Origin of the sequence: Rhizobium sp. BR 362 (assembly GCF_036528765.1) — a bacterium.
Classification (GTDB): Bacteria; Pseudomonadota; Alphaproteobacteria; order Rhizobiales; family Rhizobiaceae; genus Rhizobium.
The window spans coordinates 107,282-132,022 of record NZ_JARWGH010000007.1 but is presented as its reverse complement, the minus strand read 5'-3'; the positions used below and the strand labels follow the sequence as shown (position 1 = coordinate 132,022).

The 24,741-nt window shown below is 59.9% G+C and carries 29 protein-coding genes; 18 read left to right on the top strand and 11 right to left on the bottom strand.

The features are described 5' to 3' along the window. Positions 1-60 precede the first annotated feature (60 nt). The 3 genes from QDY28_RS12765 to QDY28_RS12755 form a co-directional block, all read right to left on the bottom strand. The gene (locus QDY28_RS12765; RefSeq protein WP_331382053.1) at positions 61-807 is read right to left on the bottom strand and encodes a histidine phosphatase family protein; all 747 of its coding nucleotides are present in this window, start codon (positions 805-807) and stop codon (positions 61-63) included. Positions 808-946: 139 nt separating this feature from the next. Next, positions 947-1,786 carry an endonuclease/exonuclease/phosphatase family protein gene (locus QDY28_RS12760; RefSeq protein ID WP_331382234.1) on the bottom strand — a complete coding sequence of 280 codons (840 nt, stop codon included), beginning with the start codon at positions 1,784-1,786 and terminating at the stop codon, positions 947-949. Between the two features lie 124 nt (positions 1,787-1,910). Continuing rightward, a complete protein-coding gene (locus tag QDY28_RS12755; protein WP_331382052.1) occupies positions 1,911-3,374 on the bottom strand; it encodes a phospholipase D-like domain-containing protein in 1,464 nt (487 codons plus the stop codon). A 333-nt stretch (positions 3,375-3,707) separates the two neighbouring features. Here QDY28_RS12755 and QDY28_RS12750 point away from each other — a divergent pair, with 333 nt between their 5' ends. The 6 genes from QDY28_RS12750 to QDY28_RS12725 all read left to right on the top strand — a co-directional run bounded on the left by QDY28_RS12750 (position 3,708) and on the right by QDY28_RS12725 (position 6,472). Then, a complete protein-coding gene (locus QDY28_RS12750; RefSeq protein WP_331382051.1) occupies positions 3,708-4,001 on the top strand; it encodes a DUF2934 domain-containing protein in 294 nt (97 codons plus the stop codon). Positions 4,002-4,264: 263 nt separating this feature from the next. Further along, on the top strand, positions 4,265-4,417 hold the full coding sequence (locus QDY28_RS12745) for a hypothetical protein (protein ID WP_331382050.1): 153 nt from the start codon (positions 4,265-4,267) through the stop codon (positions 4,415-4,417). A gap of 76 nt (positions 4,418-4,493) precedes the next feature. Beyond that, a complete protein-coding gene (locus QDY28_RS12740) occupies positions 4,494-4,808 on the top strand; it encodes a plasmid stabilization protein (RefSeq protein WP_331382049.1) in 315 nt (104 codons plus the stop codon). Positions 4,809-4,834: 26 nt separating this feature from the next. Further along, positions 4,835-5,125 carry a DUF3175 domain-containing protein gene (locus tag QDY28_RS12735; RefSeq protein WP_331382048.1) on the top strand — a complete coding sequence of 97 codons (291 nt, stop codon included), beginning with the start codon at positions 4,835-4,837 and terminating at the stop codon, positions 5,123-5,125. A gap of 28 nt (positions 5,126-5,153) precedes the next feature. Then, positions 5,154-5,891: a glutathione S-transferase gene (locus QDY28_RS12730; RefSeq protein WP_331382047.1), complete on the top strand. Its 738-nt coding sequence runs from the start codon at positions 5,154-5,156 to the stop codon at positions 5,889-5,891. Then, entirely contained in the window at positions 5,888-6,472 is a 585-nt protein-coding gene (locus QDY28_RS12725) for a methyltransferase family protein (RefSeq protein ID WP_331382046.1), read from the top strand. Before QDY28_RS12730 ends, QDY28_RS12725 begins: the two co-directional genes overlap by 4 nt. Here QDY28_RS12725 and ligD read toward each other — a convergent pair. The 5 genes from ligD to QDY28_RS12700 form a co-directional block, all read right to left on the bottom strand. Further along, on the bottom strand, positions 6,469-7,353 hold the full coding sequence (ligD, locus tag QDY28_RS12720; RefSeq protein ID WP_331382045.1) for a non-homologous end-joining DNA ligase: 885 nt from the start codon (positions 7,351-7,353) through the stop codon (positions 6,469-6,471). The genes QDY28_RS12725 and ligD overlap by 4 nt on opposite strands. Before the next feature lie 101 nt (positions 7,354-7,454). Next, positions 7,455-8,249: an SDR family NAD(P)-dependent oxidoreductase gene (locus tag QDY28_RS12715; RefSeq protein WP_331382044.1), complete on the bottom strand. Its 795-nt coding sequence runs from the start codon at positions 8,247-8,249 to the stop codon at positions 7,455-7,457. A gap of 158 nt (positions 8,250-8,407) precedes the next feature. After that, positions 8,408-9,613, bottom strand: a complete 1,206-nt coding sequence (gene pcaF, locus QDY28_RS12710) for a 3-oxoadipyl-CoA thiolase (protein ID WP_331382043.1) — start codon at positions 9,611-9,613, stop codon at positions 8,408-8,410. Then, positions 9,613-10,383 (bottom strand): CoA-transferase subunit beta, encoded by a 771-nt coding sequence (locus QDY28_RS12705; RefSeq protein WP_331382042.1) that lies wholly within the window; start codon positions 10,381-10,383, stop codon positions 9,613-9,615. The genes pcaF and QDY28_RS12705 overlap by 1 nt, the downstream gene beginning before the upstream one ends. Before the next feature lie 10 nt (positions 10,384-10,393). Next, a complete protein-coding gene (locus tag QDY28_RS12700; RefSeq protein ID WP_331382041.1) occupies positions 10,394-11,245 on the bottom strand; it encodes a CoA transferase subunit A in 852 nt (283 codons plus the stop codon). Positions 11,246-11,375: 130 nt separating this feature from the next. Between QDY28_RS12700 and QDY28_RS12695 the strand changes: the two genes are divergently transcribed. Next, positions 11,376-12,131, top strand: coding sequence for an IclR family transcriptional regulator (locus QDY28_RS12695; protein ID WP_331382040.1), 756 nt, complete (start codon positions 11,376-11,378; stop codon positions 12,129-12,131). A gap of 4 nt (positions 12,132-12,135) precedes the next feature. Here the strand turns inward: QDY28_RS12695 and QDY28_RS12690 are convergent, their stop codons facing one another. Next, a complete protein-coding gene (locus QDY28_RS12690; protein ID WP_331382039.1) occupies positions 12,136-13,023 on the bottom strand; it encodes a helix-turn-helix domain-containing protein in 888 nt (295 codons plus the stop codon). 113 nt (positions 13,024-13,136) lie between these two features. On the opposite strand from QDY28_RS12690, the gene pobA reads away from it, so the two are divergent. Continuing rightward, on the top strand, positions 13,137-14,309 hold the full coding sequence (gene pobA, locus QDY28_RS12685) for a 4-hydroxybenzoate 3-monooxygenase (RefSeq protein ID WP_331382038.1): 1,173 nt from the start codon (positions 13,137-13,139) through the stop codon (positions 14,307-14,309). 5 nt (positions 14,310-14,314) lie between these two features. On the opposite strand, the gene pcaQ is transcribed toward pobA, so the two are convergent. After that, the gene (pcaQ, locus tag QDY28_RS12680; RefSeq protein WP_331382037.1) at positions 14,315-15,241 is read right to left on the bottom strand and encodes a pca operon transcription factor PcaQ; all 927 of its coding nucleotides are present in this window, start codon (positions 15,239-15,241) and stop codon (positions 14,315-14,317) included. A 93-nt stretch (positions 15,242-15,334) separates the two neighbouring features. Here pcaQ and pcaD point away from each other — a divergent pair, with 93 nt between their 5' ends. The 10 genes from pcaD (at position 15,335) to QDY28_RS12630 (ending at position 23,732) form a co-directional block, all read left to right on the top strand. After that, positions 15,335-16,147 carry a 3-oxoadipate enol-lactonase gene (gene pcaD / locus QDY28_RS12675; protein WP_331382036.1) on the top strand — a complete coding sequence of 271 codons (813 nt, stop codon included), beginning with the start codon at positions 15,335-15,337 and terminating at the stop codon, positions 16,145-16,147. After that, complete coding sequence (pcaC, locus tag QDY28_RS12670) at positions 16,140-16,544, top strand: 4-carboxymuconolactone decarboxylase (protein WP_331382035.1); 405 nt, start codon at positions 16,140-16,142, stop codon at positions 16,542-16,544. The genes pcaD and pcaC overlap by 8 nt, the downstream gene beginning before the upstream one ends. Before the next feature lie 12 nt (positions 16,545-16,556). Next, on the top strand, positions 16,557-17,306 hold the full coding sequence (gene pcaH / locus QDY28_RS12665) for a protocatechuate 3,4-dioxygenase subunit beta (RefSeq protein ID WP_331382034.1): 750 nt from the start codon (positions 16,557-16,559) through the stop codon (positions 17,304-17,306). Continuing rightward, complete coding sequence (gene pcaG / locus QDY28_RS12660; RefSeq protein WP_331382033.1) at positions 17,306-17,920, top strand: protocatechuate 3,4-dioxygenase subunit alpha; 615 nt, start codon at positions 17,306-17,308, stop codon at positions 17,918-17,920. The genes pcaH and pcaG overlap by 1 nt, the downstream gene beginning before the upstream one ends. Before the next feature lie 3 nt (positions 17,921-17,923). Then, on the top strand, positions 17,924-18,973 hold the full coding sequence (locus QDY28_RS12655; protein ID WP_331382032.1) for a 3-carboxy-cis,cis-muconate cycloisomerase: 1,050 nt from the start codon (positions 17,924-17,926) through the stop codon (positions 18,971-18,973). Positions 18,974-19,124: 151 nt separating this feature from the next. After that, a complete protein-coding gene (locus QDY28_RS12650) occupies positions 19,125-20,297 on the top strand; it encodes an ABC transporter substrate-binding protein (protein WP_331382031.1) in 1,173 nt (390 codons plus the stop codon). A gap of 107 nt (positions 20,298-20,404) precedes the next feature. Then, on the top strand, positions 20,405-21,268 hold the full coding sequence (locus QDY28_RS12645) for a branched-chain amino acid ABC transporter permease (protein ID WP_331382030.1): 864 nt from the start codon (positions 20,405-20,407) through the stop codon (positions 21,266-21,268). 1 nt (position 21,269) lies between these two features. Further along, positions 21,270-22,274 carry a branched-chain amino acid ABC transporter permease gene (locus tag QDY28_RS12640; protein ID WP_331382029.1) on the top strand — a complete coding sequence of 335 codons (1,005 nt, stop codon included), beginning with the start codon at positions 21,270-21,272 and terminating at the stop codon, positions 22,272-22,274. After that, positions 22,271-23,035 carry an ABC transporter ATP-binding protein gene (locus QDY28_RS12635; protein ID WP_331382028.1) on the top strand — a complete coding sequence of 255 codons (765 nt, stop codon included), beginning with the start codon at positions 22,271-22,273 and terminating at the stop codon, positions 23,033-23,035. Before QDY28_RS12640 ends, QDY28_RS12635 begins: the two co-directional genes overlap by 4 nt. Beyond that, entirely contained in the window at positions 23,016-23,732 is a 717-nt protein-coding gene (locus QDY28_RS12630) for an ABC transporter ATP-binding protein (protein WP_331382027.1), read from the top strand. The genes QDY28_RS12635 and QDY28_RS12630 overlap by 20 nt, the downstream gene beginning before the upstream one ends. A gap of 39 nt (positions 23,733-23,771) precedes the next feature. Here the strand turns inward: QDY28_RS12630 and QDY28_RS12625 are convergent, their stop codons facing one another. Next, positions 23,772-24,683: an agmatinase gene (locus QDY28_RS12625; protein ID WP_331382026.1), complete on the bottom strand. Its 912-nt coding sequence runs from the start codon at positions 24,681-24,683 to the stop codon at positions 23,772-23,774. Positions 24,684-24,741: the final 58 nt, after the last annotated feature.

Genomic DNA, 24,741 nt, shown 5'->3' with positions numbered 1-24,741 from the left:
ATTTTGAGCCATATTCGGCTGAATCGGCCTCCGAGCTGGATGCGCGGTAGCAGAATGCCTTTATCCAGTTTTGGCACTGACCGCCAGCTCCGAACCATAGGCGTCCCGCAACTCACCTTCCTGCCCCTTTGCGCGGTCGACTGCCTTGTGGATTAGGGTTGACGTATACCCTTCCGCGGCATTGCCCTCGATCAATGTGACATCCGCATTTCCCGGATTGTCGGAGCGCTCGAACCAATCGACGGAATGGTGCAGAAAATTCATTTCGAACGCCCGGTTGGTGACGCCGTGGGCAACGACAACCACATTATTTTTGCCATGCTTGGCCTCGTGCATGACGGTCTGGAGGAACAGACGAACGCGCTGTGCCACATCCGCCCTGCTCTCACCGTCGGGCGGCCTCGCGTAGAATTTCCCATTATTGTTGCGCAGCCTGGCCCACTTCTCGAACTCCTCAGGAAACTTCCGCTTCTGTTCGGCGCGGTCGTAAATTTCGGTGAAGAGGCCAAAATCCTGTTCTCGCAGGAGGTAATCCTCCCGAACGTCGGCGATCAACTCGCCTGGCAATACTTCGAGCAAGGCGTCTTTGCTCTGTCGCGTCCGCAGGTAAGGCGAGTACCAGATACTCAGTTTCGGCAATTCAGCGCTTGATCGGCCTTTAAAATGGGATGCGATCACGCGGCTGGCTTCCAGCACCTGCCGATAACCCCACTGCGTCAACGGAACATTGTGATCACCGAACTGCCGGTAAGCCTGCTCGCTGATGTTACCAAGGGATTCGCCATGCCGAACGAGAAAGATATGCATCAACAATCCGCATTGTCCGATCTGAAATCGAGGCCATCATGAAGCGGAAGTGCAGAGCGTGCAACGCATTTGCGCAACCCCACCGAGATGATTGATCGAAGCGGCACCCGAGCGGTTTGACCTACGCGCCATTTCCCATTCAAGCGGATTCGGCGCGCGCCTCGTTTTCGGCCCTCAATGTTTTCAGATTGATGGCTGCCTTGATCGGCAGGTGATCCGAGGCGACGCGCGCCAGAGGCGAGTCATGAACCTCCACCGTCGAGATGAGCCCGCGGCGATTGGCCATGATGCGGTCCAGCGCCAGCAGCGGCAGGGTGGAGGGAAAGCTCGGCACAGCCGGCGGCAGCGGGCCGAAGGCGGCCTGAAAGGTGTTCAGCGACGAGCGGTCGCCGAGCCGCCATTCATTGAGATCACCGAGAAGGATGGTCGGCGTGTCGTTCTCCATGCTCATCAGGTCGACGATCAAGCGTGCTTGCTGGGCACGCGAGCTATGCAGCAGCCCGAGATGGGCGGCGATGATCCTGAGCGCTCCGCCGCGAGCCAGTTCGATTTCGGCGAGCAGCGCGCCGCGGGGCTCGAGCCCCGGCAGGCGGATCTGGTGCACATCGCGCACCGTTCCCTGCTTGAACAGAACGACATTGCCATGCCAGCCATGCGCCTTGGTCGTACCCGCCACGGGCACGGGAATAAGCCCCGTCTCCCGTTCGAGCCGCCGCAGGTCGAGCAGACCGGTGCGTTCGCCGAACCGCGTATCGGCCTCCTGCAGGCCGATGACGTCGGCATCGATTTCATGGATGACCCGGCTGATCCGCTCCGGATCGAAGCGACGGTCGGCACCAACGCATTTATGAACATTGTAGGAGGCGATCAACGTACCTTCCGGACGTGTTCGCTCGCCGGCATGCGCCGTTCGCAACTTCTTTCTATTCTTCAAGGTTTCGAAAATGCTTGCACGGAGACTTTCGTTTTTTTTCCGCATCTGTCCGTTGACCATTTCCGTTGCCAAAGCGTGCCGAGCTGCATTGTCGGGAGTATAGGGAGTGATAGCCGGCCTTGTCATGTGAAAAGGCTTGTCCTTAGAAAGACAAACAACGCCATTTTGTTCAGAGATAGGGCGAACCGAGCCACAGGATCTTTTCTATCAGGCGGACGACGAAGGGGCGAGCACGGAGCTTGCCGAGCTCGACGGGGATGGCCGTTTCGAGGATCGCCCCGATACGCGTGTCGAGCGCGCCCGCAAAGCCGCGATCCAATACTTCCAGATCGACTTCGAAATTCAGCCGCAGAGAGCGCGGATCCAGATTGGAAGAGCCGACATAGGCCCAGGTGCCGTCGATCGTCAGCAGTTTCGAATGGTTGAAGGGCCCGTCCGCGCGCCAGATACGGCAATAATCCTTCAGCATCTGATCGAACTGTGCGGTCATCGCACGATCGACAAGCACAAGATTGTTGGCGGCGGGCACGATGACATCCACTTCGACGCCGCGTCTCGCCGCTGTCACCAGCGCGCTAATCAACTCGCGATCCGGCAGGAAATAGGGTGACATGATGCGGATGGAGGTGCGGGCGACCGAGAACGCGCCGATCAGCATCTTGTGGTTCGTTTCGACGCTGCGGTCGGGGCCGGAGGCGATCACCCGCATGAAGACCGGCGCGCCGGGTTCGTTCGCCGGCGTCGCAATCCGCCAGTGATCGCCGCTCAGCGCTTCGCCGGTGGCAAAACGCCAATCCGCCGCGGCGGTGTTGAAGAGATCGGCGACAGCGGGACCGGTGATGCAGAAATGCGTGTCGCGCGCGCAACGGTCGCTGGCAAACTCCCGAGTGAAACCCTGACGGATATTCATGCCACCGGTAAAGGCGATACGGCCATCGATGGCAAGGATCTTGCGGTGAGTGCGCAGATTGGCATAGGGCAGCCTGAGCCCGATAATCACGTTGCCGTTGAAGACGTCTACCTGCACGCCGCCTTCCCTCAGATAACCCATGATGCTTGGCACCGAATAGCGGGCGCCGACGGCATCGATCAGCACGCGCACGCTGATGTCGCGTTTGACGGCCTCGATCAGCGAATCGGCGATGCGCAGACCGATCGGGTCGCGGTCGAAAATATAGGTCTCCAGCAGGATGCTGCGTTCGGCGCCGTCAATGGCGGCTTTCATCGCAGCATAGGCGACATCGCCGCTCTCCAGCATCTCGATGGTGTTGCCAGTGCTCATTGGATAGCGTGCCACACGGTCACCAAGCGTCTTCATGGATCCGAAGCGCTCGCCAAAGATCCTGCGCACGACATCACCCTGGGCGTCGAAGCTGGCGAGCACGCCCGAGGCATCTTTCTGGAACAGGACATTGCGTTGCGAGCTCAGCGATGCCCGCCGGATGCGGTTGATGCCGGCCACCGCATAAAGCAGCGCCCCCACGATGGGCGACAGGATGATGACGCCGACCCAGCCGATCGCTGCGCGAACCTCCTCCTTCGTCATCGCCGCATGAATGGCGGCTACCGTGCCCAAAGCAATGGACAGGATAGCGAGAATTTGGCCCCAATGGGCAATCACCAGGTCGAACATGCGCGCGAGTATAACTTTGCCCGCGAAAGCTGCAATCGATCGCAGACGCCATTCCTAGCCCCTCGACGGCGGCTCCATGAAAAGGTTGTGTATTAGATGTTTTTAAATTGAATGACGGTCGCGCTGTCGCCATATTGACGGTTCGGTCGCTTCGCTGTCGTCCATCACGATACACCAAGTTTTTCGTGCGAAGCACCAGCCGCAGCCTGAGTGTCGGGACAGGGAGAAGCTTCTCCATGGCCCCTCAGAGCCTGCTCGGGAAAGCATGAAAGCCCGCATTTCAAGACGGGCATTTTCATCAACCATGTTCAATGATGCAAACGGAGAACAGCAATGTTGGAATCCCGGGACGAATGGATCAAAAAGCGCGCCTACGCCATATGGGAGGAAGAAGGCTATCCTTCCGGCCGTGATACGGCTCATTGGGAACAGGCGAGCAGCGAGCGCATCGCGCTTGAGAAAAAGGCGGGCAAGAAGGAGAAAGTCGAGGCCAAACCCAAGACGGACGCAAAACCCAAGATAAAGGGTAAGGCGGCACCCGCCGTCATGGCTGCCGCCGTGACCGAGGCGTCCACAAAGGCTGCGGCGAAACGGGCGTCGAAAAAGAGCTCCGACGCGAAGATCTGACGCAAACTTCGCGGTTGTTGGTACAGTCGACGACATGATTGGCCCGGCTTAGAGCCGGGCCGCTGTCTTATTGCGTCATGTTGCTAAAATTTCCAACAATTTCGGTCAACTACGCGTGTCGCGGGAATAGATGTCACATATTCATGGTACTTCGTGAGCAGGGAGCCTCGCCATGTACTATGACGACATGAAATGCGCCGAAGTCTTTGTTCTGCCTGTCGCCTGGGCAGGCGGCTGCATCATGATTACAGCGATGTAATCTCATGGTATCGCTCCTCGTTCTCGCCGCCCTTTATCTCCTTGCGGCACTGGCGCTGATCTTCATCATCGACCGCTCCGTCGGCATCGTGTTCCCAGCATCGGCTGAGGATTCGCACAACGCGACGGCGCCACCGCTCCCCGATGTTTCGAACTGATCGCGCATTCCGCTGAAATCGGAACTTTTTCCGCGGCGTTGGGTTGGTTTTCTCATGGACAACAAGGAGAAAGACCATGCCGCGAGGAGACAAATCCGCATATACAGACAAGCAGAAGCGCAAGGCTGAACATATCGAGGAAAGCTACGAAAGCCGTGGCGTTTCCGATGAAGAAGCCGAACGTCGCGCCTGGGCGACCGTCAACAAGGAAAGTGGCGGCGGTAAGAAATCCGGCTCCGGCCGAGGTCACGCCGAAAGCCATGAATCCTCCAAAAAGGGCGGACGCATGGGCGGCAAGGCATCCGCGAGCCGCTCCGCAAGCGAACGTTCGGCATCGGCTAAGAAGGCCGCCGCCACCCGCAAGCGCAATGAGCACCGCGCTCATCACTGACGTACTTTGAGGAAAGGAGCCCCGCTATGGCCCGGTCCCAAAAGAAGAAATGGTCACGTGAGGTGACCGAGAACAGCGATGCCTTGGATTTGAAAGGCGGCATCTTCAAATCACGCAATCCGAAGGCCATTGCCGACTCTCTTAAACATTCCGCTGAGACAAGCGATCGCCGCAAGTCCAGCCCCTTCCGTTCCGCGATGTCGATGCTAAATTTCTACATCAATCGCGCCGGCAGCCATCTCAGCAAGCGGCAGAAAAAGACTCTCGAAGCCGCAAAGGATGAGCTGCGCAAGGATTTTGGCCGCGAACCGGAATAGGCCTGCTACGGGATGGAAGGATTTTTGAATGCCCTATGAGCTTTATTACTGGGACGGCATACAGGGCCGTGGCGAGTTCGTGCGTCTGGCGCTCGAAGAAGCCGGCGCCGACTATATCGACGTCAGCCGCGGCCCGGCGAGCCAAGGCCAAGGCATTTACGCGATGATGGCGGTGATGAAGAGCAAGTCGGAGGCGCATATCCCGCTGGCGCCGCCTTTCCTGAAAGACGGCGATCTCACCATCTCCCATGTCGCCAACATCCTTATGTATCTCGGGCCGAAACTAGGCCTTACGCCGGAAGATCAGGGACTGCGCCATGTCGTGAACGCTCTGCAGCTCACGATTACCGATCTTGTTGCGGAAGTGCACGATACGCACCACCCCATCGCCACTTCGAAATATTACGAGGAGCAGAAGGAGGAGGCCAAGGCCCGCGCCGCCGAGTTCATCGATAACCGCATGCCGAAATTCCTCGGTTATTTCGAGCGCGTTCTTCGGCAGAATCCAAAAGGACCAACCCATATATTCGGCGATCGGCTGACCTATGTCGATCTGTCCTTATTCCAGGTGTTCGAGGGCCTTCGTTACGCCTTCCCCCGGGCAACCGCGCATGTGCCCACCCAATATCCGCATCTGGCGGCCCTTCATGATGCTGTCGCGAAACGGCCGAACATCGCCCGCTATCTCAAGTCCGAGCGCCGCATTCCCTTCAATGAAGATGGTATCTTCCGGCACTATCCCGAATTGGATAAGAATGCGGCATGAGCAAAGTAACATTGCTGCCCCTGTTCCTGCCGGTCTGCTGGAGCATCTGGGCACTGATTTGGTTCATCGCGTCGTTCCGCGTCAAGAAGACCACGCGGAGCGAGGATCCGTTGTCGCGGCTGTCGAACACGGCACCTATCTGGATCGGCGCGTTTTTGCTGGCGGCGCCGCCATCCCGGCTCGGTCTCCTGTCGCTCCGGCTCGTCCCGCAAAACCTGTTCTATTACGGCATCGGCGCGGTTCTGACCGTCATCGGCCTCGCCTTTGCCGTCTGGGCCCGCTATCACCTCGGCCGCAATTGGAGCGGCGTGATCACCGTCAAGGAAGATCATGCGCTGATCCGCACCGGCCCTTATGCGATCGTCCGCCATCCGATCTATTCCGGCCTGCTGCTTGCCATCATCGGCTCGGCACTCGCCCGCGGCTATATTGGTGCGATGCTGGCGATCGCGTTCATGCTGTACGCGGTTCTGCGCCGGGTTAACATCGAAGAGCGCTGGATGAGCGAGACATTCGGCCGGGCCTATGCCGACTATAAAATCAAAACGCCGGCGCTGGTGCCATTCGTCGCGCAGGGCTAGCTTTTCAGCGGTTTAGCGGCCCGGAAGAATTCAGCCCAGGGATCGGCGGAGCGTTCGCCGAGGCGCGAGGCCGCATTCTTTACCGTGAATGAAGATGGGCCAGTGCGATCCGTCAATTCGTCCCATGCTAGCGGCATCGACACTGCCGCTCCCGGCCTTGCACGCGTCGAATAGGGTGCTACGGCAGTGTTGCCGCGGCCGTTGCGCAGATAGTCGATGAAGATATGACCGGCCCGTTTCGCCTTTGCGGCCACCGAGAGATATTTTTCAGGAGTGTCGGCGCTCATGCCGTCCGCAATCGCCTCTGCCGCTGCTTTGACATCCGGCCATGTCGCCTTCGGCTTCAAGGGCGCGACGACATGCAATCCCTTGCCGCCGGAGGTCTTGACGAAGGAGGCAAGGCCCAAAGCCTGGAAGCGCTCCTTTATCTCCTTCGCCGCGGCAATCACCGCTTTCCAGGTAACATCCTCGCCGGGATCGAGATCCATGATGATCATATCCGGCTTTTCCCAATGGCCCGTCGTCGTACCCCAGGGATGGATTTCAAGCGAGGCGGATTGGACCAGTGCAACAAGCCCATCGAAATCCTTGATTCGCAGTAATTTTTCCCCACCCTCCTCTTCCGGGTCGACGATCTCGTCAATATGCGGATTGATGCCTTTCCAAGTATGCTTCTGGAAGAAACGCGGACCTTCTATGCCATCCGGACAACGCAGCAATGCCAACGGCCGATCCACCACGAAAGGCGCCATACGCTGCCAGGCAAGCGCATAGTAGTCGACGAGATCCTGTTTGCTGATGCCGTCATCCGGCCAATAGATCCGGTCAGGATGCGTCAATTGCACGGAGGTCTTAAGCTCCTGAGTGGGCGTCTTTGCCATGCCGCGTACGCTCCATCATAGATGTTCATATCGTTCTAAAACGACTGCGCCGGGCAAAGGTTACCATTGCCCGGCGCAAAAAGTCGATTACCAGCCTTGTGTTAGGGCATGAGCTGGCCGCCATTGACCTCGATGATCTGCCCGGTGATGTAGCCGGAAAGGGTCGGCGAAGCGAGGAAGAGATAGGCGCCGACGCAATCTTCCGAGGTGCCGACAAAGCCCATCGGGATGGTCTTGCGCTGCAGCTCCATCTGCTCGTCATTGGTATAGCGCTCATGGAAAGGCGTGGCGATGACGCCCGGCGCCACCGCATTGACACGGATCTTGTCGGCGACGAATTCCTTGGCATGGCCATGGGTGATCGTGGAAACGAAGCCCTTGGATGCCGCATAGAGGATCGCGCCGTTGCCGCCGCCGTTGCGGGCCGCAATCGAGGTGGTGTTGATGATGAAGCCGCCCTGCTTCTTGAGATAGGGATGCGCCGCGCGCGTGGCCGCGAGGACCGAGCGAGCATTAAGATTCATCACGCGCTCATAATGTTCGTCGGTCATCGCCGAAGTCGGCAGGCGGCCAAGCATGCCGCCGGCATTGTTCACCAGGCCATCGAGGCCGCCAAACGCTTCCGCCGTTTCATTGACGACGCGCTCGGTCTCGCCATCCTCCGAAACATCACCCTGGACCAGTTGCACATGACCGCCGCCGGCAGTAATCTCCGCCGCCAGCTTCTCGGCGGGCTCACGGCTGGCGTTGAAATGGATGCCGACCTTCATCCCCTGTTGAGCAAAAGCTCTGGCAAGAGCCGCACCTATGCCTGTCGATGCACCGGTTATCAGCACTCGCTTGCCGGCGAGATCGGGAATGCGGATGGAAGCGAGTAGTTGCGCGAGTTCAGCCATGACGACTCCTCCAGAATGTCAAAAACCTAAGGGATATAAAGGCAATTGAGCATTGGTAATATCAGTCGCGACAGCGATCAGGCAATGCATTCGGTACAAACAAAAATGGGCGACAGGAGAAACTCCCCGCCGCCCGCCGTCAAATTCCTGTGATGCCGTCAGACGCGCTCGAGCGCGATCGCGATCCCCTGGCCGACACCGATGCACATGGTCGAGAGTGAGTAGCGTCCTCCGCTCTCCTTCAATTCCAGCGCTGCGGTGCCGGTGATGCGAGCGCCGGACATGCCGAGCGGATGGCCGAGCGAGATGGCACCGCCATTGCGATTGACGCGAGCGTCATCGTCGGCAATGCCGAGTTCGCGCAGCACGGCAAGGCCCTGCGAGGCGAAGGCTTCGTTGAGCTCGATAACATCGAACTGCTCTTGCTCCAGGCCGAGGCGGGCCATTAGCTTGCGGGAGGCCGGGACCGGGCCAATGCCCATGATGCGCGGCGGTACGCCAGCGGCGGCTCCGCCGAGGATGCGGGCGATCGGCGTCAGACCGTATTTCTTCGCCGCCGCCTCCGAAGCGATGATCAGCGCCGCGGCGCCGTCGTTGACGCCGGAGGCATTGCCGGCCGTCACGGTCCCGCCTTCCTTCTTGAAGGGCGTGCCGAGCCTTGCCAGCGCTTCCATCGTCGTTGCGCGCGGGTGCTCGTCCTTGTCGACGACAATGGCATCACCCTTGCGCTGAGGAATGGTGACAGCCGTGATTTCCTTGGCGAGACGGCCGTTTTCCTGCGCGGCCGCAGCCTTGGCCTGCGAGCGGACCGCGAAGGCGTCCTGGTCTTCGCGGCTGACCTTGTAGTCTTCGGCGACGTTTTCGCCAGTTTCCGGCATGGAATCAACGCCGTATTGCTTTTTCATCACAAGATTGATGAAGCGCCAGCCGATAGTGGTGTCGTAGATTTCGGCATTGCGGGAAAAGGCGCCATCGGCCTTCGGAATGACGAAGGGCGCGCGCGACATGCTCTCGACGCCGCCGGCGATCATCAGCTCAGCCTCGCCGGCGCGAATGGCACGGGCGGAGGTGATGACAGCGTCCATGCCGGAGCCGCACAGGCGATTGATCGTCGTGCCCGAAACGGAAACCGGCAAGCCGGCGAGCAACGCCACCATGCGGGCGACATTTCTATTATCCTCGCCTGCCTGGTTGGCGCAGCCATAGATCACGTCGTCGACAGCTTCCCAATCGACCGAACCATTGCGCGCGATCAATGCCTTCAGTGGCACGGCGCCGAGGTCATCGGCGCGGACAGAGGAAAGCGAACCGCCGAAACGGCCTATCGGCGTGCGGATATAGTCACAGACAAAGGCTTCGGTCATCAGGCTGCCTCATGTGCTTTCTTGGTGCGTGCATTAATGTCGCGCAGGACGGAGAGTTCGGTTTCGGTGGGTGCGGGTGTCTCAATGACGTCGCCGGCAAAGCTGAGCACCCAGCCGCAATTCTCCGATATCTGATCGCGGGTTACACCTTTGTGGATCGACACGACAGTCAATTCCTTGGTGACAGGATCAGGCTCGAGAATGCAGAGATCGGTGATAACCCGAGTCGGGCCTTTCGTCTTCATGCCAAGCCGTTCGCGATGGTTGCCGCCTTCGCCATGGCCCATCGAGGTGATGAAGGGCAGCTTTTCGACGAAACCACGTTTGGAAAGCGCCATGGTGATGAAGATCTGACCGCAATTGCTGGCGATTTCCGGCGCGCCGCCGCCGCCCGGCAGGCGAACCTTCGGGTGATCGTAGGGGCCCACGACGGTGGTGTTCAGATTGGCGAACCGGTCGATCTGGGCACCGCCGAGAAAACCCGTCGTGATGCGGCCGCCCTGCAGCCAATAACGAAACATCTCCGGCACCGAGACGGTGAAGAGCGCGGTATCGCAGAGTTCGCCGTCGCCGATCGACAGCGGCAGCACGTCCGGCTTGGTGCCGACGGTACCGCTTTCGTAGATGAGCGTAATGTCGGGCGCATGCGTCAGCCGCGCGACGTTGCAGGCAGCCGATGGCGCGCCAATGCCAACGAAACAAACGTCGTCATTGGCGAGGGCGCGGGCAGCGGCGATGGTCATCATTTCCGTGGGGGTGAAATCCGTCATGTGCGCCTCCTCACGCCGCATTCTTTTTTGCATATTTGGCGAAGTCTTCCGGCCGAGCCTGCATGACATTCTCCTTGATCCAGGCCTGGAAGCTGTCGCGATTTCGCGCAATTTCATCCCAGGCGATGTAGAAGGTGTTCGAGCGGGCGTAATAACCCTGCGCATAGGAGGGGAAGGCGCCACCCGGCACGAGCGCAACCGAGGTTACCGCCCAGGTCGGCAGCACGACGGAATTCGGCGATGGCGGGTTCAGTTCTTCGACGATCTCCTCGACGGTAATGATGGAGCGCTTGGCGGCAAGCACGGCCTCCTTCTGGACGCCGACAATACCTTCGAGCAAAACATTGCCCTTCCGGTCGGCGCGCAGCGCGTGGATGATGGTGACATCCGGCCGGATCGCGGGAACGGCGGCGAGCACCTCGCCGGTGAAGGGGCAAGTCACGCTCTTGATGTTCGGGTTGACCTTCGGCAGGTCGGCGCCGATATAGCCGCGCAGCATAGCGAAAGGCAGGTTCGCCGCACCCGCCTCATAGGCGTTTGCCATGGCCGCATGCGAATGTTCCTCGATCTCCAGCGGGCGGGGCCATTGGTTTTCGACGGCGTCGCGGAAGCGATGCAGCGAGCCGACGCCGGGATTGCCGCCCCAGGAGAATTTCATGCCGCGAGCGGCACCGACGCCGATCAGTTGGTCATAGAGAATGTCCGGCGTCATGCGGATCAGATAGAGATCCCTTTTTCCCTGACGGATAACCTCGTGCCCGGCGGCATAGGGGATCAGATGGGTAAATCCCTCCATGGCGACGGTATCGCCATCTCGGACATTTTCCGCCACCGCTTCCGAAAGCGATACGATCTTTGCCATGGGGCCTCCCGAAATATTCATGTGATGTGGACGTTAGTAAGCCCCTCCCGATGACCGACGTCAAATATTTTGTGCGTTATTTGACTTTTGTTCATATATCGCACAAAATGGGCGCATTTGGAGACAGACTATGCGTGAAACCGATTTCGTAAGCGGCTTTGCCAAAGGATTGAAAACAATCGAAGCCTTCGGCGAAACGCGCCAGAGACTATCGATCGCCGAGGCTTCGAAGCTGACGGGACTCGATCGCGCCACCGTGCGCCGCTCGCTGCTGACGCTCGCCGAACTCGGCTATGCCGACTACGACGGGAAGTTCTTCACGCTGACGCCGAAAATCCTGCGGCTTGGTCATGCCTATCTGTCGGCGACTCCGCTTCCGACGCTCATCCAGCCCTATCTCGACCAGCTGTCGGAACGCGCCGGTCACAATGCTTCGGCTTCGGTTCTGGACGGTACCGAGATCGTCTATATCGCTCGTGCTTCGCAGCGTCGGGTTATGTCGATCAATCTTACTCCGGGCAGCCGCCTGCCTGCCTATTGCGCCTCCATGGGGCGAGTGCTGCTGAGCGCCTTGCCGGAAAACGAGGCGCGCGCCGTGCTCGCCCGCACAGAGATCAAGGCCAACACGCCGAATACCAAGACGGATCCGGAAGCGTTGATGGCCGAGTTTCGCCAGGTACGGGCCAAAGGTTATGCCGTCATCGACCAAGAGCTGGAAATCGGCCTCTGCTCTATCGCCGTTCCTGTGGAGAACGATCGTGGGCAGACGGTTGCGGCCATCAATATCGGCGCACCGGCCGCCTATGTAACCGCCGCCGATATGGCGGAGCGCTATCTGCCACTGCTGCGGGAAACACAAAAAATGTTGCGGCTGGTTTTGCGCTAACGCGTTACATGCCAAGCTTCGCGCGTTCGGCAATGCGCCAGGCACGCGGCGTTTCGCCAGTTTGCTTCAGGAAGAACCGCGAAAAATAGGTGGGATCGGTGAAGCCCAGGCGATAGCTGATCTCCTGCACACTGCCCAGGGTAAAGACCAATTCACGCTTGGCTTCCTCGACCAGTTTGCGGGCGATCAGCTCATGGGCGCCATGGCCGGTTTTGGCGCGGACGATGCGGTTCAGATGCGTCGGTGAGATACCGAGCGCTTCGGCGTAAAAGGCGGCCGGCTGGTGCGCGCGGAAATGCCGCTGAATGAGGCCGTATAGCATCTCCATCCGCCGCTCACCTTCATCGGACGCACCCTGCCCTTCGCCTCCATGCTGGGAAAGACGGGCAGTCAGAAGCAGCGCCGAGGTCAGATAGGCTTCGAGCAGGTCATTGCGGCCGCTGCGGCGATTGGCGAATTCCTCACCGAGACGCTTCAACGTTCCGGCGACATGAACGGCGTCGCCATTGCACGTGTCGAGCGGCGTCAGATGCGGCGCCGCCAGCCATTCGCCAAGCCGGCTGCGATCACCGGGCGCTGCCTTGAGATGCGAGATCAGCACGGTGATGACGAAGCCGTCGATGTCCCTGGAAAAACGGAAACCATGATTGAGACGAGGCGGGATGGTGATGACCGCCGGCGGCATGATGGCGTGGCTTTCGCCGTCAAAGATTGCATCGCCGGAGCCGGCATCTATGTATAGGATCTGAAAGAAGCTCTCGTGGCGATGTGGTCGGATTTCCCAATGATGCAGGCTGCTTCGCGATGGGATCGTTTCGCAGTGCAGCCAGAAATGCGGTTTTTTGCCCGTATTTTCACCGTAGAGTTCATAAGTCGGCACCGGTTTCAGCACGGCTCTCTCCCTCCGCTATGTTCGATTTGTGCAATTTCTTGGGCGAAATGTCCATTGTTGAGGCTCTCGCCGCCGCGCAGAATTCAAAAAAAGACGAAGCATGGGAGGAGATCATGCGCACTCAGGTGGCCATTATCGGTTCGGGTCCATCCGGCCTGCTTCTTGGCCAATTGCTGGCGGAAGCCGGCATCGACAACGTCATTGTCGATCGCGTCAGTAAGGACCATATTCTCGCACGCGTCCGTGCCGGCGTCCTGGAGAAAGGCACGGTTGGGCTGATGGACAGGGCGAAATCCGGTGCGCGCCTGCATGCCGAAGGCCTATCGCATGACGGCTTTTCACTGGCGTTCGACGGCCGCGATCATCGCATCGATCTCCATGGTCTCACCGGCGGCAAGCGCGTCATGATCTATGGTCAGACGGAACTTACCCGCGATTTGATGGCCCATCGCGAACAGAGCGGCGCCCTGACTATCTACGATGCGGCCAATGTTCAGCCCCGTGATTTCGACGGAAGTGCAGCTTATGTCACCTACGAGAAAGATGGGGTAACACACCGCATTGATTGCGATTTTATCGCCGGCTGCGATGGCTTTCATGGCGCGAGTCGTAAGTCGGTTCCACAAAAAGCGATCCGCAGCTTCGAAAAGATCTATCCCTTTGGCTGGCTCGGCCTGCTCGCCGACGTTCCGCCGGTCAATCACGAACTGATCTACGCCAACCACCCGCGTGGTTTTGCGCTCTGTTCCATGCGGTCGATGACGCGCAGCCGCTATTACATACAATGTCCGCTGAATGAGAAGATCGAAAACTGGAGTGACGATCGCTTCTGGGACGAACTGCGCCGCCGTCTCCCGGCGCACCATGCTGAGGCCTTGATCACAGGAGCCTCATTCGAAAAATCGATTGCGCCGTTGCGCTCGTTCGTCGCCGAGCCCATGCGCTTCGGTCGCCTGTTCCTCGTCGGTGACGCCGCTCATATCGTGCCGCCGACGGGGGCCAAGGGTCTGAACCTTGCGGCAAGCGATGTGCATTACCTTTTCTCAGGCCTTGCCGAACATTATCAGGATCGGTCCAACACCGGCCTGGACGCCTATTCCACCCACGCGCTTGCTCGCGTCTGGAAGGCTGTGCGCTTCTCCTGGTGGATGACGACGATGATGCACCGCTTCCCTGACACCAGCGATTTCGACCAGAAGATCCAGGAGGCGGAGCTGGATTATCTCACCCATTCCCGCGCCGCCTCGACGGCTCTCGCGGAAAACTATGTCGGTCTGCCGTATTAAGCAGTTTAACTTTTCTTTGTCACTTCGCTTGCCGCCTCACGGATCGTCTGCATCAAAATCGATAGCGGCATGGTAGGAATGGCGTCGGTGCGCATGGTGAGCCCGACGGGACCTTTGGTTTCGCTGGTGTCGATCGGCAGCAGGCTGAGCAAGCCGTCCTCGACATCGCCGGCGACGACCCCGGTCGAGATGATCCAGACGGCATCGCTCGATCGGACGAAGGCGCGGCCGAAGGAATCCGATACGGTCTCGATCTGGTTCGGCAGGTTGGCGACGCCATTGGCGATCAGGAAGCTCTCGACGAAGGGCCGGATGATCGAGCCACGCGTCGGCATCAGGATGGTGTATTTGCCGAGATTGGAAAACAGCGATTGTTTCGCCGCAAGCAGCGGATGCCCTGCCCGCACCACGAAAACCACCTGTTCGGAATAAAGATGTTCGAAGGAAAAGCCGGCCATCTTATCGGGACCGGCGAGGCGCCCGACGACGAGATCGAGATCGCCGACGCGGAGCTGCTCCAGCAATACGGCGTTTTCACCGGTGACGATCTTGATGCGGCTCCAGGTCTCCTCCTTCAGGAACAGCTCCATCGCCCGCGGCATGATCCGCGTCGAGACGGTGGGCAAGGCTCCGATCCGGATCGGCGGCGCTTCGCCGGACCGCTCCTGCGACACGGAGTCGAAGCCTTGTCTGAGCGCCGTCAGCGCCGCCCCGGCATGGCGCAGGAAGACTTCACCGTAGCGAGTGATCTTGATGCCGCGCCCGTCGCGTTCGAAAACAGCGACGCCCAGCGCCTCCTCCAGCTCTCGGATAGTCTTGGTCACCGCGGGCTGGCTGACATGCAGGAGTTCGGCCGCCTTGATCACGCTTTTCTGGCGCGCGACCTCGACAAAGGTCTGGAGATGGCGGAATTTGACGCGGGAGTCGATCACGGCTTCCATAACCTTGAAGTTATTGAAAAGCCATGAAATATCATTTTACCTAACCAAATTAAACCTCCAATCTCGTTGCCGAGGAGACTTCCAGTGCAGTTCGCCCGCATCAATAACGTCACCATCCACTACCAGATCATCGGTGCTGCCGGCGACAAGCCGGTGCTTGTCTTCGTCAATTCGCTCGGCACCGATTTCCGCATCTGGCGTGATGTGATCGTGCGGCTCGCCGGCGATTTTGCCATCGTGCTCTATGACAAGCGCGGGCACGGCCTCTCCGATCTCGGCCAGATGCCCTACACGATGGAGGATCATGCCTCCGATCTTGCCGGACTGCTTGATCTGCTCGCGGTGAAAAACGCGGTCATCTGCGGCCTCTCGGTCGGCGGACTGATTGCGCAATCGCTTTATCGGCAGCGGCCGGATCTGGTGCGGGCGCTGGTCCTTTGCGACACTGCCCATAAGATCGGTACTGTGGAGAGTTGGAACAACCGCATCGCCAAGGTCGAGGCTGAGGGTATCGAGTCGATTGCCGACGGTATTCTCGAACTCTGGTTCACGCCCGCTTTTCGCCGCCCTGAGAACACTGCCTTCGGCGGCTACGGCAACATGCTGATCCGCCAACCAGTGGAAGGTTACGTCGCCACCTGCGCCGCTCTTCGCGACGCCGATCTCACCGAGGCGGCAAAGAGCATTGCGGTGCCGACCATCTGCATCGTCGGCGACCAGGACGGCTCGACGCCGCCGGAGCTGGTGCTGTCGACCGCCAAGCTCATTCCGAACGCCCGCTATGAGGTAATCAAGGACGCCGGACACATTCCTTGTGTCGAGCAGCCCGAAGCGCTGACTGCCGTGATCCGCGCTTTCATCGATTTCGCGTTGCATGGAGAAAAAGCCCATGAATGATCCCCTTGCCCCGTCCGAGCGCTATCTTCAGGGCATGGCGACACGCCGCGCCGTGCTCGGTGATAGCCATGTCGACCGCGTCCAGTCGGGATCGACGGATTTCGACCGGCCGTTCCAGGAGCTAATCACGGAGGCTGCCTGGGGACATGTCTGGTCGCGCCCGACGCTTAGCAAGCGCGAGCGCTCGATCGTGACGATCGCGCTTTTGGCAGCGCTTGGCCAGGATGACGAGGTGGCGATGCACGTCCGCGCCACGAGCAATACCGGCGCGACGCGGGACGATGTCTGCGAAGCATTGCTGCATGTGGCAATCTATGCCGGCGTGCCGGCAGCCAACCACGCGATCAAGATCGCCAAACAGGTTTTCGAACAGATGGACGCCGAAAAGGCGGCTTGAGACGAGGCAGACATGTCCGACAAAATCAACAGCAAACCGGAGACCGGCGCCTTTTTCGCCCGCGATCGTGCCTGGCATCCACCGGCCTTCGCGCCCGGCTACAAGACCTCGATTCTCCGCTCGCCGCAACGAGCCCTATTATCACTGGACGGAACGATCTCCGAAATCACCGGTCCGGTATTTGGACATTCGATTCTCGGCGAACTGGACAACGATCTGATCCACAACTTCGCCAAGCCAGGTGAAAGCGCGATCGGCGAGCGCATTATCGTGCATGGCCGCGTGCTGGACGAGCGGGGTCGGCCCGCTCCCGGCGTTCTGCTCGAATTTTGGCAGGCCAATGCCGGCGGGCGTTATCGCCACAAGAAAGAAACCTATCTTGCCGCCATCGACCCGAATTTCGGCGGCTGCGGTCGTGCCATCACCGACGAGGACGGCCATTATGCCTTCCGCACGGTGCGGCCGGGTGCCTATCCCTGGCCGAACGGCGTCAACGACTGGCGGCCGGCGCATATTCATTTCTCGGTCTTCGGCCACGGTTTTGCGCAGCGGCTGATCACCCAGATGTATTTCGAGGGTGACCCGATGATCTGGAAATGTCCAATCGTCGGCACGATCTCGGATAAAGCGGCAATCGAACAGCTCATCGCGCCGCTCGACTGGGGCAATACGATCCCGATGGATGCCCGCGCCTATAAATTCGATATCGTACTGCGCGGCCGCCGCTCGACCCTGTTCGAAAACCGCCTGGAGGGGAACTAATGGTCCAGAAAATCGGCTACCTCAAGGAAACGCCGTCGCAGACGGCCGGTCCCTATGTCCATATCGGACTGGCGCCCAATTTTTGCGAGATCGGTGGTGTCTATGACGCCGACCTCGGCATATCCCTAATTAACGACAGGACGCTTGGAGAACGCATTACGGTCAAGGGCCGGATTTTCGACGGTGCCGGGGCGGCGGTGAAGGATGCGGTCGTCGAGATATGGCAGGCCGACAGCGCCGGGCTGTATAACAGCCCTTCCGAGATGCGCGGCACGGCCGATCCGAATTTCGTCGGCTGGGGCCGCTGCCCGACCAGCGCCGAAGATGGCGTCTTCCGCTTCGAGACCGTGAAGCCCGGGCGCGTTCCCTATAAGGACGGCCGCCGCATGGCGCCGCATATTACGCTGTGGATCGTCGCGCGCGGCATCAATATCGGCCTGCATACGCGCATGTACTTTCCGGACGAGGCAGAAGCCAATGCAGAGGATCCCTTGCTTGCCCGGATCGAACATCGCGATCGTGTTGCCACCCTGATCGCCAGCCAGGAAGGGTCGGTCTATACGTTCGACGTGCATTTGCAGGGCGACAAGGAAACGGTTTTCCTCGATATATAGGCCATGAGCATTTCCGCCTTCGAACATCCGTTTCTCTCCGGCCTCCTTGGCGACGAGGAGGTCTCGGCATATTTTTCAGTGGAAGCCGATATCCGTGCCATGCTGACACTCGAGGCAGCACTCGCGAAAGCCGAGGCGCGACATGGTGTCATTCCGCAAGAAGCCGCGAAGCGAATTGTCGAGGTTTGCGCGGAATTCCAGCCGGATATTTCTAGCCTGAAGTCCGCAACGGCGACGGATGGCGCCGTGGTCCCGGATATCGTGAAGCAATTGCGCAAAGCGGTCGGCGGCGAGGCTGCGCAGCATGTGCATTTCGGCGCCACTAGCCAGGATGTCATCGATAGCAGCTTGATGATGCGTCTGAAGGCGGTGGCCTTCCTGTTCACCGGCCGGCTCGTTGCCGTTACTGCGGCGCTTGGAAAACTCGACAAGCAATGCGGTTCGAATCGCCTGATCGCTCATACCCGTATGCAGGCAGCCATTCCGATCACCGTGTCCGACCGGCTGCGCACCTGGCGCGACCCGCTGGACAAGTACCGCGATCGGCTGACGCAGGAGAGTTTTCCGATCCAGTTCGGTGGGGCGGTCGGCACGCTGGAAAAGCTGGGATCCAAAGCTGCGGCCGTTCGTGCCTCGATGGCGCAGGAACTCGACCTCACTGACGAACCGCAATGGCAGAGCCAGCGGGCAAAGATTGCCGAACTCGCCAATCTGTTCTCGCTGATTTCCGGCAGTCTCGGCAAGATCGGCCAGGATATTGCTCTCCTCGCGCAGGCCGGCAACGAAATCGAGCTCGCCGGCGGTGGCGGCTCCTCGGCCATGCCGCACAAACAGAACCCCGTCGCCGCCGAAGCACTCGTATCGCTCGCCCGCTTCAATGCCGTTCAGCTTTCCGGCATCCATCAATCCCTCATGCACGAGCAGGAGCGCTCGGGCGCTGCCTGGACGCTGGAGTGGCTGCTAATGCCACCGATGGTGATGGCAACGGCCGCGTCGCTGCGATTGGCGCATGAATTGATCGGCAAGGTGAAGCAATTGGGAGTGGCTTCTTAGGCTGAAATCCAAACGCTAAACATAACTTCTAAATTATGGATATGAGCTTTTATTTCATTTTACATTACCATTTCACATGCCAGATTGGCAGTTACAGAGGTTCATCAAAGCAAGCTGGTTCGGGAGTAGGCTGGCTGTGGGAGGAGAAAATATGAGACGGCTCGTTTTGGCCGCGATTGCGGCTATCGCCATGGGCAGTGCTGCCTATGCCGACACGATCAAGATCGGCGTCATCGGCCCGTTTTCAGGCCCGTTCGCCCTGCAGGGCAAGAATTTCAAGGCGGGCATCGATACCTATATGGCTATGCATGGCAACAAGGTCGGCAACGACGAGATCCAGGTGATCTATCGCGACGTGCCACAGGCCGACCCGGCACAGTCGAAATCCTCCGCGCAGGAACTGGTCGTCAAGGAGCATGTGCAATACCTCGCCGGCTTCTATTTCACACCGGACGCCATGGCCGTGACGCCGATCCTCAAGCAGGCGAATGTGCCGATGGTGATCTTCAATGCCGCCACCTCGGCGATCGTCACCAAAAGCCCGCTGGTGGTGCGCACGTCCTTCACCACCTGGCAGACGTCGACGCCGATCGCCAAGGTCGCGCATGACAGCGGCGTCAGCAAGATCATCTCCGTCGTCAGCGATTACGGGCCAGGCCTCGATGCCGAGAATGCTTTTAAGGCGGGCTTCGAAAAGGCGGGCGGTCAGGTCGTTGAGACCGTCCGCATGCCGCTATCGACCAATGATTTCAGCCCGATCATGCAACGCATCAAGGATTCCGGCGCGCAGGGCGTTTTTGCCTTCCTGCCCTCCGGTCCGACCACGCTCGGTTTCGTCAAGGCCTACAACGAAAACGGCCTGAAGAGCGCCGGGATCAAGCTTTTTGCGCCCGGTGACCTGACGCAGGAATCCGACCTGCCGGCGCTCGGCGACGCGGCCCTCGGCATGCAGACCACCTTCCACTATTCGATCTCGCACGACTCTCCGGAAAACAAGGCCTTTGTTGCCGCCGCCGGCAAGGCGATCGGCAATCCCGCCGAACTCACCTTCCCCGCCGTTGGCGCCTTCGACGGCATGCATGTCATCTACAAGATGATCGATGCGACCGGCGGCAAACAGGACGCCCAGAAGGCCGTCGATGCCGTGAAGGGCCTTTCCTGGGTGAGCCCGCGCGGTCCGGTCACCATCGATCCGGAGAGCCGCCACATCACGCAGAACATCTATCTGCGCGAGGTCGCCAAGACGGCTGACGGCACATATATCAACAAGGAAATCCAGACCTTCGAAAAGCAGGGCGATCCGGGCCTTCCTGCGGCGAAATAGGTCGGCCTCCGCCCCATTCTCCAGATTGATTGGAGAGCGGACGGCTTGCGTTCGCTCCTATGGGGAAGGATTAAGGTAGGACCAGAAAAGGTAATCGGACCAGCATCATGCAAACCGTGCTTAGCATAGCAGTGGATGCCCTCGCCTATGGCATGGTGCTGTTCGTGATTTCCATCGGCCTGTCCATCACCATGGGGCTGATGCGCGTCGTCAATCTGGCGCACGGCGCCTTCGCCATGATCGGGGGCTACATCGCCTCTTATGCGGCGCGTGATCTTGGCATAAGCTATGCGGCGGCGGTGCTGCTTGCTGTCGTGGGCACGGTGATCATGTCCATTCCGATCGAGCGGCTGCTTTACCGCCGCATTTATGGGGCGCCAGAATTGACGCAGGTGCTGATGACCATCGGCATCACCTTCTGCATCATCGGTATCGCCAATTATGTCTTTGGGCCGACTTTGAAGACCATTCCCTTGCCGAACGAGTTGCAGGGTTCCGTCAACCTCGGCTTCCGCACCATCGGCACGCACCGCCTCTTTGCGATCGTCTGCGGCCTCATCGTCGCGCTGGCGCTGTGGTACACGATCGAGAAGACCTCGTTCGGCGTGAAACTTCGCGCCTCTGTCGACAATGCCGCGATGGCCGCCGCCCTCGGAGTGCGCACGGAGATCGTTTATGCCGTCAGCTTCGCGGTCGCCGTGGGGCTTGCCGCTTTCGGCGGGGTGGTCGGCGCCGAGCTTTTGCCGGTCGAGCCCTACTATGCCCTGCGTTATATGGTGACCTTCCTCGTGGTGGTTTCCGTCGGCGGGGCCGGCTCCATTTCCGGGGCACTGCTTGCCTGCCTCATCCTTGGCTGCATCGATACGACCGGCCGCTATCTGATGCCGGAATATGGAGAATTCTTCTTCTATCTCGCCGTGATCGCCATCGTCTGCGTCTTCCCGCGCGGCCTTGCCGGAAGGGCGAAATGAAATGGCACTGACCATGAACACTGCGGCCATCGCCGCCACCAGCAAACGCCGGGCACTCGGTCGCGACGTCATTGCCGTAGCAATCATCCTTGTGCTGGCGGTTGCCGGCTATCTGCTGTTCCCCGACAATCTCGCGCTTTTGACACGATTGATCGCGATTGCCCTGTTGGTTTTGTCGCTCGATCTGGTGACCGGTTATTGCGGCGTGGCAACGCTCGGTCATGCGGCTCTCTTCGGGGCCGGCGCCTATGCCGCGGGTATCGTTTCGGCGCATTACGGCATCAACGATCCTCTGATCATGACATTGGCCGGCATCATTGGTGGAGCGATTGCCGGATTGATCTGCGGCGTCGTCATCCTCAGAGCGCAGGGCCTGCCGCAGCTCGTGCTGTCGATCGCGCTGATCTATCTCTTCCATGAATTCGCCAACAAGGCCTCTGACTGGACCGGCGGCAGCGACGGACTTTCCGGTATCTCCACCGAGCCGCTGTTTGGCCTGTTCGAATTCGATCTCTATGGGCACACGGCTTATATCTATGCTGTAGCACTTTTGTTGATCGTTTTGATCCTGCTGCGCTTTCTCGTGCGCTCACCCTTTGGCATGCTCTGCCGTGGCATCAGGCAAGATCCCTTGCGTATTCGCGCCATGGGCGCCTCGCCGAAGGCTGCGCTGATCAAGATGTATGTCATCTCGGGGGCCGTTGCCGGCGTCGGTGGTGCGCTGAACGCAATCTCGACCCAGGTGGTCGGTCTCGACAGCCTTTCCTTCACGCAGTCGGCCGAAGCGCTGGTCATGCTCGTGCTCGGGGGCACCGGCTCACTGTTCGGAGCACTCGCCGGCACCGTGATCTTCATGCTGTTCGAAGATTATGTCTCGGCCGCCAATCCCTTCCATTGGCTGACGATTGTCGGCTTGCTGCTGATCCTTGTCGTCCTATTCGCGCCGAAGGGCATCTACGGCACGACCGCAGCCTATCTCGCGCGCAGGCGGGAGGCCCTTTCATGAGCGCGATCTTCGAGGTTGATCATCTGAAGAAGGCTTTCGGGGGCCTGGCGGTGACCAACGATGTCAGCCTGTCGATGGCAGCGGGCGATCGCGTGGCGTTGATCGGGCCAAACGGCGCCGGAAAAACCACGTTCGTCAATCTCGTCACCGGCAATTTGCGGCCGGACTCCGGAGACGTCCGTCTTGGCGGCGAGACGGTGACCAAGGTCGACGCCATCGGCCGTGTCCAGCGCGGGCTGGTGCGCTCGTTCCAGGTGACGCGGCTTTTTCAGGACATGACGCCGGCCGAGCATGTCGGCCTCGCCATTTTGCAGCGTTCGGGCCGCTCCGGTCGCATGTTCGGCAATTTCCTTGCCATGCACGACGTCATGGCCGAGACCAGCGAGCTGCTCGACACATTAGGTCTCGCCGATCTCATGCATGGCAGAGTCAGCGAGATCGCCTATGGGCAGCAGCGACTTCTGGAGATTGCCGTTGCCATGGCCCTGAAGCCGAAGGTGCTGCTGCTCGACGAACCCGCTGCCGGCGTGCCGCAGAGCGATACCGGGCGTATTGAGCAGGCACTCGCCGATCTGCCCGGCGATCTCGCGGTGCTGATGATCGAGCATGACATGGATCTGGTCTTCCGCTTCGCCAAGCGTGTCGTGGTGCTAGCCGCCGGCACCATCATTTTTGACGGCTCGCCTGCCGACGTCACCAGGGATGCGCGGGTGCGCGAAGCTTATCTCGGGAGTTACGCCAATGCCGGCCACGCCGCTTGAGGTGGAAAATCTGTGCGCCGGCTATGGGCCAACGCGGGTGCTGGAAGGCGTCTCCTTTGCCGTTCCCGCCGGTGCACGGCTCGCGGTGCTTGGCCGCAACGGCATGGGCAAGACGACGCTGCTTGCGACGCTTGCCGGCCAGACGCGCCGCTATGACGGTCGCATTCGCCTGGGCGGCACCGATGTGACCGGCCTGCCGAGCGCCAAGCGGGCGCATCACGGTCTTGGCTATGTGCCGCAGACGCGCGATGTTTTCCCGACGCTCACGGTCGAGGAAAACCTCTCCGTTGGTCTGAAAGGCCGTCCGAAGGCCGCCTTGCAGGAAGCCTACGACATGTTTCCCCGCCTCAAGGAACGCCGCAGAAATCTCGGCAGCCAGCTTTCGGGCGGAGAACAGCAGATGCTGTCAACGGCAAGGACCATCCTCGGCCGTCCCTCCGTGCTCCTCCTTGACGAGCCGCTGGAGGGGTTGGCACCCGTCATCTGCGAAGAACTGATGGTTGCTTTCGCCAATCTCGCCAAGACGGGCGACATGACCATTCTGCTGGTCGAACAGCGCATCCAAAGCGCGCTGGATTTCGCCGATCAGGTCATCATCCTCGAGCGTGGACGGCTGGCCTGGCAGGGAGCGCCCGATGCCCTGTCCCAGGATCACAGCGCCGTCGAACGCCTGCTTGGCGTCGGCGGCTTGCATTAGACGCCTAGTCGCATGGGAGCATTCTCCCGACGGCGGCTTTCAAACCTGCCGGACGACAGTGCCGACTACATTAACGAGAAGGCGCGCGGCGGTCAGGGCTGACAGGCCATCGATATCGGCGTGGGGATAAAACTCGACAAGATCGAATCCCGCGATTCTGGCCCGCTTGCCGAGACCGGCGATCAGGTCAATGGCCTGTGTATAGGTGAGGCCACCAGGCGTACGCGCCGCCACGCCCGGCATGATGCCTGGATCCAGGCTGTCGCAGTCGAGGGTGACGACGACCTGCGCTCCCGCCGGAATATGCCGGAGTGCGGCTTCAACGCCTTGGGTATGAACTTCCCGAGCGGTCACGAAGTGACTTCCATAATGCCGCGCCGCTTCGATGTCAGTTAGCCGGGCGCTGCCGACGCTACGAAGGCCAACCTGCACGATGCCGGCGACATGTGGCATCTCGCTCGCCCGACGCATCGGGCTGGAATAGCCGTAGCGCTCACCAAGCACCTCATCGCGCCAATCGATATGGGCGTCAATCTGCAGCACCCAGACTGGCCCATGTCCCACAAAACCGGCAAAGAAGGGAATGGTTACGGAGCAGTCGCCGCCAAGCAAGATCGGTACGGCTGATGATGCCAGGACCTCGCGCGTCTTCGCCTCGATCCGGGCTCGGTTACCCGAATTGTCATGCATGATGGTGGGAATATCACCGGCGTCGATACAACTGATAGGCTTGCCGTCGAATAGCGGTCCGCCAAGATCGAAATCCCAGTGCTCCACAAGTGCGGCATCATCCTGGCTCGCAGCGCGAATGGCGTCGGCGGCCAAGGCATAGCCGCTGCTGTCCTTAAAAGGATAGGTACTGCCGTGACCCGCTCCGAAGATCACGGCACGGGGCATGCGGCCATCGGCGAGGCGATCTGGAAAACCGAGAAAAAGAGGCGAAGTGGTCATTTCTTGATGGTCTAGCTGAAATTTTGACGCTGAAGGTACTGAATAGCGTCCGTTGTGG